General features: G+C 42.9%; 9 protein-coding genes. 1 reads left to right on the plus strand and 8 read right to left on the minus strand.

The window, feature by feature from the left end:
• Positions 1–36 precede the first annotated feature (36 nt).
• Entirely contained in the window at positions 37–1,938 is a 1,902-nt protein-coding gene (locus HMPREF2867_RS06090) for a beta-glucoside-specific PTS transporter subunit IIABC (RefSeq protein ID WP_070576450.1), read from the minus strand.
• Positions 1,939–2,244: 306 nt separating this feature from the next.
• On the opposite strand from HMPREF2867_RS06090, the gene HMPREF2867_RS06095 reads away from it, so the two are divergent.
• On the plus strand, positions 2,245–2,880 hold the full coding sequence (locus tag HMPREF2867_RS06095; protein WP_013990993.1) for a hypothetical protein: 636 nt from the start codon (positions 2,245–2,247) through the stop codon (positions 2,878–2,880).
• 69 nt (positions 2,881–2,949) lie between these two features.
• Here HMPREF2867_RS06095 and HMPREF2867_RS06100 read toward each other — a convergent pair whose 3' ends face one another.
• From HMPREF2867_RS06100 to HMPREF2867_RS06130, 7 genes are all read right to left on the minus strand, one after another.
• Complete coding sequence (locus HMPREF2867_RS06100) at positions 2,950–4,341, minus strand: amino acid permease (RefSeq protein WP_002885919.1); 1,392 nt, start codon at positions 4,339–4,341, stop codon at positions 2,950–2,952.
• Positions 4,342–4,509: 168 nt separating this feature from the next.
• Positions 4,510–4,767 carry a DUF896 family protein gene (locus HMPREF2867_RS06105; protein WP_002886085.1) on the minus strand — a complete coding sequence of 86 codons (258 nt, stop codon included), beginning with the start codon at positions 4,765–4,767 and terminating at the stop codon, positions 4,510–4,512.
• A 33-nt stretch (positions 4,768–4,800) separates the two neighbouring features.
• Entirely contained in the window at positions 4,801–6,837 is a 2,037-nt protein-coding gene (gene glyS, locus HMPREF2867_RS06110; RefSeq protein ID WP_038675492.1) for a glycine--tRNA ligase subunit beta, read from the minus strand.
• A gap of 281 nt (positions 6,838–7,118) precedes the next feature.
• Positions 7,119–8,036: a glycine--tRNA ligase subunit alpha gene (glyQ, locus tag HMPREF2867_RS06115; protein ID WP_002886077.1), complete on the minus strand. Its 918-nt coding sequence runs from the start codon at positions 8,034–8,036 to the stop codon at positions 7,119–7,121.
• A gap of 457 nt (positions 8,037–8,493) precedes the next feature.
• A complete protein-coding gene (locus HMPREF2867_RS06120) occupies positions 8,494–9,738 on the minus strand; it encodes a YkvI family membrane protein (protein WP_070576453.1) in 1,245 nt (414 codons plus the stop codon).
• Positions 9,739–9,843: 105 nt separating this feature from the next.
• Positions 9,844–10,992 (minus strand): N-acetylglucosamine-6-phosphate deacetylase, encoded by a 1,149-nt coding sequence (gene nagA, locus HMPREF2867_RS06125; RefSeq protein WP_070576631.1) that lies wholly within the window; start codon positions 10,990–10,992, stop codon positions 9,844–9,846.
• An 84-nt stretch (positions 10,993–11,076) separates the two neighbouring features.
• Positions 11,077–12,708 carry a Na/Pi cotransporter family protein gene (locus HMPREF2867_RS06130; protein ID WP_022496591.1) on the minus strand — a complete coding sequence of 544 codons (1,632 nt, stop codon included), beginning with the start codon at positions 12,706–12,708 and terminating at the stop codon, positions 11,077–11,079.
• Positions 12,709–12,793 lie beyond the last annotated feature (85 nt).

Here is a 12,793-nt window from a genome sequence, read left to right on the forward strand (position 1 = left end):
ACAAAAATCCGAGAAGGTGATTCTCGGATTTCTTTTTTATTTAACAGCAGTGAGGAGATAATCACCAGTGTTAACACGAGCTTCTTTAGTTGTTAAGACATCATCAAAGTCAGCTGTATTGGTTACAATGACTGGTGTGATAACTGGTAATTTAGCGTCTCGGATAGTTGCTAGGTCAAATTCTATAAGTTTTTGACCCGCTTCTACGACATCCCCTGCTTCCACATAGGTCTTGAACCCTTTTCCAGCAAGAGAAACAGTGTCCATACCGATATGGATGAGAAGCTCTGCACCATTTTCAGTTGTCAAACCAATCGCATGACCAGTAGGAAAGACTAAATTCACCGTTGCCTTAGTTGGTGCAACAACAACACCATCGGTAGGATCAATAGCGATACCTTTACCCATAGCTCCTGAAGCAAAGACTTGGTCAGGCACTTGGTCAAGTGGTACGACATTCCCGATGAGTGGGCTAGCAATGATTTCTTGTTGAATTTCTTTAGGAGCAGGTGCAGCTTCTTCAGCTTTTTCCTCAACCTTAGCTGCTCCACCACCGTATAGATTTGGTACTCGCACAAAGAGTTGGATGAGGAAGGCAAGAACACCACCCACAATGGCAATAATAATGGCAAAGATAACTTTAGAAAGGTTACCATCCGGTCCAATAAGGCTTGGGAAGACAAAAACACCCAGACCACCTATTGAATACGTCTTAATATCTAGGGCCATCATGGCAGCCCCCATAAGTCCTGAAACACCACATGAAATGTAGAATGGTGTTTTCATTGGAAGAGTCACCCCATAGATAGCAGGTTCTGTTACACCAAAAATAGATGAAACAAAGGCTGGCATAGAAATGATACGGACTTTTTCTTCTTTTGTCTTAAGCATGATAGCCCCCAATACACCTGTTTGCGTGAAACATGGAAGGATAGCTGCTGAAAGAATCGTAGAACTTCCGTTTGTTGCCACATCTAAGATAGCAAGGGGAACAAGCGCCCAGTGCATTCCGAACATAACCAAGACTTGCCATAGGATACCAAGTACAAGACCAAAGACAATCGGACTAAAGTTCATGATCGCTTGGAAAAGACTTGTCAATCCATCAGAGAAAGTGTTGGCAATTGGTCCCACCACCAAGAATGTTAATGGTACTGTAATGAGCAATGTAAAGAAAGGTACTACGAAGACTTTAATGACATCTGGAGTAATCTTAGTAAAGAATTTTTGAATGTAAGAAGCCACCCAGATTGCCAAGATAGAAGGCATTACTGTTGAGAGGTAACCCCCTGCAGGAAGCGTAAACGGAATAACCCCTAGAACATGACCTTGACCTGCCTTTTGAAGAGCTGTCACTAGCGTAGCAATATCAGGATAAACAAGTGCTCCTGCAACCGCAATAGCTGTAAACTCATTAACCTTGAAACGACGAGCAGAAGTCAAGGCAATCAAGATTGGCAAGAACTGGAAGAAACCATCCCCCGCCGCATTAAGGATGACATACATAGGGCTTGTTGCAGCTGACAGGCCACATGCTGCCATGACAGCGACTATTCCTTTGATAATCCCGGCTGCAGCCAAAGGCCCAAGGAAAGGTTGGAAAATACTTGATACCAAAGATACAAAGCGGTCAAAGAGATTTCCCTTTGGTGCATCCCCCTCATCAAGATCAAGACTTCCACCTGCTGGAAGACCACCAACTTGGAGAACCTCCGCATAAACATCAGGCACATGGTTACCGATAACCACCTGATATTGTCCACCTGCCTTAACAACAGTAACAACTCCGTCACGGTTCTTAAGGTAGTCATCATCTGCTTTAGATTCATCTTTCAAATCAAAGCGCAAACGTGTCACACAGTGTTTCAAGCTATTGACATTTTCCTTGCCACCAACGTGTTTGAGAATGTCCTCAGCTAATTCAGTATATTTAGCCATAAGGGCTCCTTTCTTGTCTAGGATTCTAGTTTTCTTTGAGGCTTTTTCAACGAAAAAAACCTAAATAAATACCAAGAACCAATTGGGATAAGCATACACTACTCCCATTAGTTTTTCGTATTTATCTAGGTTTTGCCTGCTGACCAGTAACAATCCTTTTGCTATGGTTCTATCTTATCAGAGTCCAAACATTTTTGCAAGCCCTTACATAATTGTTTTTTGTTTTTCGAGGTAAATTCTTGACCAAGAGTATAAGTCATGATAAACTATCGTTAGTTTATAAACTAACAGAAAGAGAGTTACACGATGAAAACAAGAGCAATTATTGAATTTAAAGATACATACGCTAGCATGGAATGCCACAAGCTTGGTTACCAAACCAAGGAAACTGCCTTGGCTATTATTTCCCCTACTGGACATATTCTATCAAGTACACCGCTTTTCAGAAAGGCATATGGTTCGAACACTGCTCACATCGACCAGCTTCCTTTCAATATAGATAATCTCAGTATCACAGCAAAAGGTCTCAGTAAGAAAGCCAAAGCCAACTTGGAAGATTGGATTGCCCATACTATCATTCTTCCAATGGACTATGATAAGTACTTTACTAAGCATCAAGAACTTTTGCACCTCCTAGCAGAATCACCTATCGTTGAGTCTGTCCAAGCCTTGACTTATAAGACAGTTAAAATCCATTTTTCTGAAGCACTCAATGATGAGCATATTCGTCAACTACAAGGGTTTATTCTTGCTCAGGCAGGTATTTATAGCTATATTGGGACATCTACAGTTTCAGACCGAAATGCCTACCAGGCTCTTGAATGGGCTAAACTTGATGTTAATGGTCGTTCACACAACGATCATAAGCCTGCTATTTTTCATCGTAGCAAAGGCCTCTTAGGTGGCTTCTTTCACCACGGAAATCAAGAAAGTATTGCATAACTAATAACTGGGACACCTTGTGTCCTTTTTTGCAACAAAAAACTCACCATAAAGGTGAGCTAGATTGATTTATTTACTATGTTTCCAGTTACTATAGATACTAAATACGACAATCCAGATGGCTGCTCCAATAGCTCCGACAACTGTTGACTTTTGCAAGAAGAGACAAACAAAGACGAAGATGAAGAAAAGAATAGTCAATGGATTGAGAATCTTATAGGCTGGCATAAGGAATCCATCTGCCATGAACTCTTGAGATTTACGGTACTTGAGATGAGCAAGCATGGTCAAGATATAGATAGCGATGTAGACACCTGATGATGATGCCGTAATCAAAGCAAATGCATCAGATACACCAGGCAAGACATTGATGAAGGCTGAAACACATACTACAATGGCTGAAACAATGATAGCACGTGAAGGAATACCATTACGTGACAAAGTATCTAGCTTCAATGCTTTCATGACTTTACTATTTGGTGTTTCCTTAGCAATTTGGAAGAGGTGACGACCTGTTGAGTAAAGTGTTGAATTCAATGATGACGCCGCTGCTGTCAAGACAACAAAGTTAATGAAGGCTGCTGCCCACTTGATACCAGCCATTTGGAAGACCGTTACGAACGGTGATTCATTAACTGGAAGTTTTTGCCATGGGAAGATAGCCATGAGGGCAATGAGGGCACCCACATAGAAGATGACAATACGAATCGGAATCTCCTTGATTGCCTTTGGTAAGACCTTACGTGGATTCGCTGTCTCAGAAGTTGTAATCCCTACAAATTCGATGGCTTGGTAAGCAAAGAAGACCATTTGGAAGGTCATAACAAAGCTTACCCAACCTTTAGGGAACATCTGAAAGCCGTGTGTAATATTGGCAAGGCTAGCATGTCCAGCAGGCGTTTCAAAGTTGGTTGCTACCATGAAGATACCTGTTGCGATAAGAGCAAGAATGGTGATAATCTTAATCATCCCAAACCAAAACTCAACTTCCCCGAAAATCTTAACCGCAATCAGGTTAACCGAGCTCAGGATAATCAAGAAGACAATCTGAATCTGCCAGGCAGGCCAACTTGGGAACCAATATTGCACATAGGTTGATACTGCCGTAATTTCTGCCATCCCGAGGAATATCAGTGATACCCAGTAAGACCAACCCGAGAAGAATCCCCAGCCCTTACCAAGGTATTTGGTAATAAAGTTGATAAAGGTGTGCTGGTCAGGATCCATATAGAGCATCTCACCGATCGCTCGCATCATAAGATACATGAAGATACCAGTTAGTATATATACTAAGATGATTGAAGGTCCTGTTAGGGAGAGAGAACGCCCTGCCCCGAGGAAGAGACCTGTACCGATTGTACCAGCGATGGCAATCAGCTGGACGTGACGGTTTTGAAGACCACGCACCATCCCATTCTCAGTCTGGTTGTCGTCGTCTTTATGATGTTGCTTTTGCGACATTTTTTTCACTCCAATTCTATTGAGCACGACTCATTGAATCATGCCATTTTTTAACATAACTTATATTTTACCATTTTTGAAATAATTGGTCAATTTTATACAGAATATTCAGAATTTTATACTTCAAAACAAGGGCTTGGAAAAATTCCAAACCCTTGTACATCGTTATTATGATTCAGGATCATCGAGGCTACGGCCATGCAAACCTTTTTCACGTTGTACTTGACGTAGTTTTTCAGGTGTCACATCGTTACCTTCTTCGTCAACCACTTTAATTCCTTCGATATGGTGACGAACTGAGCGACGGTAACCTTCAATGTATTCTTCACGAAGTTTTGCTTGCTCCACTTCTTCTTCTGGAGTCAAACCTTCGGTTTTTTTCTTTTTAGCAAGCTCATTGATACGAGCGATTTTTTCAGGTGTCATAATAAAACCTACTTCCTACCTGTTACCAGATCATTATTTTGTGTTCAATTGGTTGAAAGCTGCAACAGCTTTGGCTTTGGCTACAAGACCTGCAAGAAGGGCCAAACGGTTGTTTTTAACCGCTTCATCTTCTGCCATGACCATAGTGTTGTCAAAGAAGGCATCGATGACTGGGCTAAGAGCAAAGAGCTTAGCCAATTTGTCACTAGCTGAACCAGTCAATTCAAGCTCTTCAATCGCTTTAGAAAGGGCTTTTTCTTGGTCATTTTCAAAGAGACTGGCATCGACTGCTACTGAAGCATCTGCTTTTTCTGCCAAGTTGAAGGCACGTGAGAGTGATTCAACAGCTGCCTTGTAACCATCAGCCTTAGCAGCTTCTGAGAGGGCGTCAGCTGCTTCAAGCATATCCGCAACCACGAAGTTTGAACCAGCAAGAACGGCTTCTTTGATATCTTTTGATGTGCGTCCCATCATCTTGTCCACACGCGCTTTGATGAAGTTGATTACTTCTGCTTGATTGTCATAAGAAAGACTATCAAATGAAAGGGCGTAAAGGCTGTCGATCAACTCATCCATAGGGATGTGCCAACCAAAAGCATCCAAGATACGAACAATCCCTTGCGTTGCACGACGAAGCGCATAAGGGTCATTAGAACCTGATGGAATCAAGCCAACTGAGAAGAAGGAAAGGAGAGTATCCAATTTATCTGCAAGCGCAAGGATAGCACCAACCTTAGTCTCTGGAAGGGCTCCATCTGCTGAATCAGGAAGGTAGTGCTCACGGATAGCTGTCGCAACCGCAGCATCCTCATCAGCAAGGAGGGCGTATTTTTCACCCATGATTCCTTGCAATTCATCGAACTCTCCGACCATACCAGTCAAGAGGTCAAATTTATAGATTTCAGCTGCACGCGCTACGGCTGCCGTTTCTTCGGCAGTCAAACCAGCTTGCTCAGCCAATGACGCGGCAATGACACCAGCACGGGCCATGTGTTCTGAGAGAGAACCGATTTTTTCATGGAAAGTCACGTTAGCCAATTTAGCAACGAGGTCTTCAATCTTAAGTTTTTGGTCTTCACGCCAGAAGAATTCACCATCTTCAAGACGGGCCACCAATACTTTTTCATTTCCTCGAATAACATTTTCCAAGTGCTCAGCGTTACCATTACGGACTGAGATGAAGTTTGGTTTAAGCTTACCGTCAAGGTCACGTACAACAAAGTAACGTTGGTGCGTTTCCATTGATGTCACCAAAACTTCTTCTGGAACGTCCAAATACTTAGTATCGAAACTTCCCATAAATGCAGTTGGGTATTCGACCAAGTTCAAGACTTCATTCAAAAGCCCTTCTTCGATTTGGACTTGAACACCTTGTTCTGCTTCGATAGCTTTGATTTGCTCACGAATCATGTTTTCACGTTCTTTGCTATCCGCAATCACGTAAACAGTACGAAGGTCTTCCTCATAAGAATCCGCATTGGTAATTTCCACTTCATGTCCAAGGAAACGGTGTCCACGGCTCACACGACCTGACTTGATATCCAAGAAATCAAGGTCAAGTGCTTCGTCGCCCAAAAGAACTGTCAAGGTGTGAACTGGGCGAATGTATTCAAATGTGTTGTTAGCCCAGTGCATGCTGACAGGGAAAGTCAATGAAGCAAGCACTTCTGGAACGCCAACCAAAACTTCTTTAGCAGGTTTTCCAGCTTCGTGTTTAGTAACATAAACGTACTCTTCACCTTTGACTTCACGGAATTCGATATCGTCAACAGTCAAGCCTTTCCCACGGACAAATCCTTGCGCCGCTTTTGAGAAGTTACCTTCTGCATCCAAAGCGATTTTCTTAGAAGGGCCTTTAAAATCTTCGGTCAAATCGGATTGTTGATCAGCCAAACCAATCACACGGACTGCCAAACGGCGTGGTGTTGAGAAGGTTTGAATGCTTTCGTACGAGAGACGGTTATCATCCAAGAAGGCTGCCATTTTCTCCCCGAGTTGTTTTTCACTTGGTGTGACAACGTAGGCTGGCAACTCTTCAAGTCCAAGTTCTACTAATAAGTTTTTTGTCATGTTTCTTCCTTTACAAAATTCTTTTTTTGATAGGCGCCTTAGGTACTGGGGACGTTGCTAACTAACTTTGTGAGGCTGTATGGAAATCTGGTGTCTCCTTGACATAGATTTCCAACAGTCTCATCAAAGTGGATTTAGCTAACTGATTTTTGAACCTAACGTTTCAAAAATCTCCATATACCAGTACGGCGGCGCCTATCCCTTTAGCAAGTCTTCGACTTGCCTCTAGGTAGCCATGTGGGCTCACTTTGTTTGCCCATTTTCCATTCTTGTAACTTTGCTTATTCTTCCTCTTCTGCTAGGAGTTTTGCGCGTGTGGCTTCGTCAAGAAGTGGGTAACCAAGTTTCTTACGTTCTGCGACGAAGGTTTTAGCTACGACACGGGCCAAGTTACGGATGCGGGCAATGTAACCGGCACGTTCTGTAACAGATACTGCTCCACGAGCATCTAGCAAGTTAAAAGTATGTGAACATTTCAAAACATAGTCATAGGCAGGGTGAACAAGACCCAATTCCAAAGCACGTCCTGCTTCTTTTTCAAATTTTTCGAAGTTTTCAAGAAGCATGTCTTGGTCAGAAACTTCAAAGCTGTATTTTGAGTGTTCGTATTCTGGTTGAAGGAAGATTTCTCCGTATTTAACGCCTGGAGCCCACTCAATATCGTAAACAGAATCTACTTCTTGGATGTAAGAAGCCAAACGTTCCAAACCGTAAGTGACCTCAGAAGTTACCGGACCAGTTGCCAATCCACCAACTTGTTGGAAGTAGGTGAACTGAGTGATTTCCATACCGTCAAGCCAAACTTCCCAACCAAGACCAGCTGAACCAGTTGATGGGTTTTCCCAGTTATCTTCAACGAAACGAATATCGTGTTCCAAAGGATTGATGCCCAATTTTTCCAATGACTCAAGGTAGAGCTCTTGGATGTTTGATGGTGATGGTTTCATAACCACTTGGAATTGGTGGTGTTGGTAAAGGCGGTTTGGGTTTTCTCCGTAACGACCATCTGCTGGACGACGAGATGGCTCTACATAAGCCGCATTCCATGGCTCAGGACCAATGGCACGAAGGAAGGTGTAAGGACTCATAGTTCCCGCACCCTTTTCATTATCATAAGCCTGCATCAGCATACAACCCTGGTCATTCCAGTATTGTTGCAAAGTCAAAATTATTTCTTGAAATGTTAATTTCTTAGACATTGAATACTCCTTGATTAAAAATGATTTCTTGCGACACGAGTCTGCCTCGTCGATTATACGAGGCAAGACGAGTTAGTACTGCGTTTAGCTCAGGCACCCTAGTGCTGAGCGTGGGGCAGTCCGACTATAAGGAGGTCTCTGCCACTGACGCAGTGGAAAGTCAATTTTTTAGACATGTTGTACTCCTTATTCATAAAGTTTCTTGTGACTCAGGATACAAAAAGAACCGTGTCTCTGCTCCTAAGTCGTTTGACCTAGGGGCGTCAGAAACGCGGTTCCACCCTAATTTATTACTTCATTTTATCTGTTTGTCTTCAGCCATTTGCTGAGAGAAAGCGCCACTTGCCTACTTTGCTCTACTTGGCTTCCACTGTCCCAAGCTCGCTAGAAAAACGCCATAAGCCCTTCTTTCTTGTCAGTATTATAGCAGAAATAGAGAAACTTGTAAAATAAAATTCTAATCCTTCTTACTAATCCCCATTTCCTGACGAACATGTGCATGAGAGTCTTCATGGAGAATCTCATTATCAATAATTGAAGCTTCTCGAAGTTCTTCGGCCTTTTTCTTGTCCCGATGGGTCAAGTCTTGATTGGGATCATAAGCTTTCTCAACGATAGACAAGAGATGATTTCGAATTTCCTTTTCCTTACGAATCTTAGCTTTTTTGCGGTAGTTAGCCACAACCAGCACGACCAACATCAGCATTCCCAGATAACCGATAATAGGATACATAACCGCTACCAGTTGACGGAAACCCATGAAGGAAATAGCAAAACCAGCAAGGGCAAATGCAGCCACAAAGAACTTGAAGCGTTTCTCACTACCTGCTGAGAAGCGTTTCCCAAGGGCATAGTAGAGACTAAAGACGGTATTAAAAATCAAACCAAAGATCACCAAGGCGTAAAGTGTCGCAAAGATAGGATTCACTGCCTTAGCAATAGCCAACATAGGAACATCCGAGCTAGCAATTCTATCACTGTTAGCAAAGAGAATCAAGGTTGTGACGAAGAAAATCACACCAACCATAAATCCTCCCCAGGCTCCGCTCTTTTCAGCTTCATTGATTTTGAGAATAGAGCCACCCATGACAAAGGCCATGGCTATGGCTGACATGACACAAACGGCAAAATAGTTAACCACAGACAGCCAAATACTCGGAAAAGGAGATTGAATGGTTTGCGACACCTTATCCATCTCAGCAAAATCCCAATGACGTCCTAAAACATTGGTCACGAATATCATGGCAATCATAACCAAAATCATAGGGGTAAAAACTCCAATAACACCGATGATTTTTTTGAAATCTAAGAAACTCACAAAGATAGTCAGAGCTGTACACAGGAAGGCACCTACCCAAATCGGAAAGCCGAACTGTTGGTTTAGGTTAGCCCCTGCCCCCGCTGTCATAACAAAGCCAAACAGGAAACAAGTGATAATCAAAGCGATATCTAAAATACGGTAGATAACAGGATGACTGATTTCTGCCAGGACTACTGAGTGATCGTCTGAGCGATAATAACTTCCCAGAGCAATCATGAGTCGCCCAAAGCCAACATGCAAGATTCCTAGAACTATGACACCTATCAGTCCCCAGGCTCCAAAACTAACAAAATACTGTAAGAGGTCCTGTCCTGAAGATACCCCTGCACCAATCATCACACCGACATAGGCCAGGGCAATGCTCCAAATACGTTTTGACATATTACCTCCTGTAAAATACAAAGTATTTCTATTTTACACTACTCTAACACCTTTGTAAAAATCAATAAAAAACAGCACCTTCATAAGAAAGTGCTACTCATACTCTTATTTTTCCCAACCTTTTCGTCCATCAACAAAGGTTGCTTGTAATTCCAAGGAGTCATCTAATACAATAAAATCAGCTGGTAAACCTGCTTTTAGGCTTCCGCAAGTATTTTCAAGCCCAACCGATTTAGCTGGAACACTAGTGGCCATTTGTAAGGCTTGAGCAACTGTCACAAGTCCCCAATCAACCACATGTTTGACACCGTCTTTAAGTTGTAAGATAGATCCAGCTAGATTACCACCTTCTTTGAGGCGGGCGGTACCATTTTCAACAATAACAGGAAGTTCGCCTAACATATAGTCGCCGTCCGGACAGCCTCCCGCTGACATACAGTCTGTAATTAGGGCAACTCCTTGAGGTGCCTTTTGCTTGATAAGAACCTTACAAGCTGCAGGGACCACGTGATGACCATCTGCAATCAGCTCACCAATCGTTTCAGGACTATCGAAGGCTGCACCAACCATACCTGGCTCACGGTGGGTAAAGCCACGCATCCCGTTGTAGACGTGAACCCAAACGGACGCCCCGGCTTCCACTGCTGCCATGGCTTCTTCATATGTAGCATTGGAATGACCTAGAGCGATTGTCACACCTTGCTTGGTTGCTTCTTGGATAAATTCAGCTACTCCCTCACGTTCAGGAGCAAGGGCCAATTTAATCAGTTTTCCTTGAGCCGCCTCCTGCCATTCCTTCAATTGTTCCACGCTTGGATTGCCCATGTATTTAGGATTTTGAGCCCCCTTATAGGTTTCAGTAAAATAAGGTCCTTCAAAGAAGAGCCCTTGAATTTTGGCACCAGTTTCCTTACCAATAGTATTAGCTGTTGTTTGGCAAATAGCCTTCAGCTCTTCAAATGGCGCTGTTAGGGCTGTCGGTAAGAAAGAGGTCACACCTGCTGAAAGCAAGGCTTGACTCATGCCTAGAAGACTTTCCTCAGAATTATCCATGACATCATAACCCGCAAATCCATGAATATGAGTATCTACAAGACCCGGAGCAATCTGATAATTACTGTAATCCAGTACTTCTGCACCTTCTGGTACCTTTTCTGTCCAGTCACCGAAATGACCATCCACAACCTCTAGGTAGCCACCTTCCTTGATTTTATTCTCAAAGTAAAAACGTTTGGCTGAAATATAATAGGTCATAGGACCACCTCTCATCATTTTTCTATATTCTTAATACGCTTTCATTATATCAAAAAAGCCGAGAATTTTTCTCGGCTTTCTCTATTAAATCACACCCTCTGTAACCTTTTCAACAAGATTAATCGCATGGTCTGCGATACGTGTGTAATGTGAGAGGTAATCAACATAGTTGATACCTGCTTGCGCAGTACATTCACCATTGTTAAGACGTTTGGTATGTATTTTACGCAATTGTTTTTCAAGTTTTTCCAACTCTTCATGACGAAGGATGACTTGACCTGCAAGTACCTTGTCATCATCTACAACCACACGAATACTATCAAGGGCGATGCGGTGAGTACGGTTGTAAACATCCGCAAGCTCAGCCTTGGCAGTATCAGAGAATTCAATTCCCTTACTATGAATGTGTTGTGAAAGGTTAGCACTTGCAAGGGCAAGGTCACCCATACGCTCCAAGTCACGAACAGAATCAAGCACACTTGCCAAAACTTCATTCTCGGAAACGCTAAGAGATTCGTTAGAGATGTCAATCAAGTAAGTTGTCAACTCTTCGTCAATACTATTAACTGCTGTTTCATACTTCTCAACCTTATCATAGTATTTCTCATCTCCCTTAGCAAAGAAAGCGTATGAAGCTTCCAAAGACTGGATGGCGTATGACGCCAAGTGCACCAATTCTTTCTTGGCATTACCAAGGGCGATAGCTGGTGCCTGTGTGATAAGCAAACGGTCCAAGTAAAGTGCTTCGTACTTGTTAATTTCGTCCTCACCAGGAATAATCTTAGTTACAAGGTAAGCTAGAACTCCGATGAATGGGAATTGAACGATAGTATTTGCAATGTTAAAAGTACCGTGAGCAAAGGCGATGGTCATCTCAGGTGTCAATCCAAGCACAGACTTAAACCATTGAATCAAGGCTGTGAATGGTACCAAAAGAATCAAACACAAGACCGTCCCAATAACATTGAACAGGACGTGAGCCCCTGCCACACGTTTAGCCGCAATGTTCGAACCAAGAGCTGCTAGTACCGCTGTGATTGTTGTTCCGATATTATCCCCAAAGAGGATTGGAAGGGCACCTTGCAGATCAAGCAAACCACCTGAGTAGAGACTCTGAAGAATACCGATGGTCGCTGCTGACGACTGAATCAACATGGTCAAGCCAGCACCGATGATAACCCCCATGACTGGGCGATCACCCAAGGTTGCCAAGTAGTCCTTAAAGGCTGTAACTGACTTCAAAGGTTCTACCGCATCTCCCATAAGGTTAAGGGCAAAGAAAATCCCCCCAACACCAAACAAGATACGTCCTAGATTATTGAGCTTCTTATTGCTTGTAAAGAAGAGAAGCGCAGCCCCCAGGAAAATCACTGGAAGGGCATAGTCACCAAGCTTGAAACCAATCATGAAGGAAGTTACGGTTGTACCGATGTTTGCCCCCATGACAATACCAATAGCCTGACGAAGACTCAAAAGCCCTGCCGAAACCAGACCGACGACAATAACGGTAACCCCTGAACTCGATTGAATCAAGGCCGTCATGACAATACCAATCAAAACCCCTAAAAACGGGTTGCTGGTATACTTATCGATGTAAAAGCGCAACTTATCTCCGGCTGCTTGTTGAAGACCATCTCCCATGTACTTGATACTAAAGAGGAAAAGCCCCAAACCACCGAGGAAAGAAAACGCAATATCTTGCCAATTTACTGACACATTTTTGTCCTCATTATTTAAAATTTTTCGGTAAAACCGACCTTTCTATTGTATCGATTTATTAGGGAATAGACAAGGCTTTTTT

The organism is Streptococcus sp. HMSC064H09 (assembly GCF_001812625.1).
Taxonomy (GTDB): domain Bacteria; phylum Bacillota; class Bacilli; order Lactobacillales; family Streptococcaceae; genus Streptococcus.

Bases quoted from the DNA above. Each gene is read 5' to 3' on its own strand.
- HMPREF2867_RS06095 (WP_013990993.1), top strand. From the start codon at position 2,245: ATGAAAACAAGAGCAATTATTGAATTTAAAGATACATACGCTAGCATG.
- nagA (WP_070576631.1), bottom strand. From the start codon at position 10,992: ATGACCTATTATATTTCAGCCAAACGTTTTTACTTTGAGAATAAAATC.
- HMPREF2867_RS06120 (WP_070576453.1), bottom strand. From the start codon at position 9,738: ATGTCAAAACGTATTTGGAGCATTGCCCTGGCCTATGTCGGTGTGATG.
- HMPREF2867_RS06105 (WP_002886085.1), bottom strand. From the start codon at position 4,767: ATGACACCTGAAAAAATCGCTCGTATCAATGAGCTTGCTAAAAAGAAA.
- HMPREF2867_RS06100 (WP_002885919.1), bottom strand. From the start codon at position 4,341: ATGTCGCAAAAGCAACATCATAAAGACGACGACAACCAGACTGAGAAT.
- glyS (WP_038675492.1), bottom strand. From the start codon at position 6,837: ATGACAAAAAACTTATTAGTAGAACTTGGACTTGAAGAGTTGCCAGCC.
- HMPREF2867_RS06090 (WP_070576450.1), bottom strand. From the start codon at position 1,938: ATGGCTAAATATACTGAATTAGCTGAGGACATTCTCAAACACGTTGGT.
- glyQ (WP_002886077.1), bottom strand. From the start codon at position 8,036: ATGTCTAAGAAATTAACATTTCAAGAAATAATTTTGACTTTGCAACAA.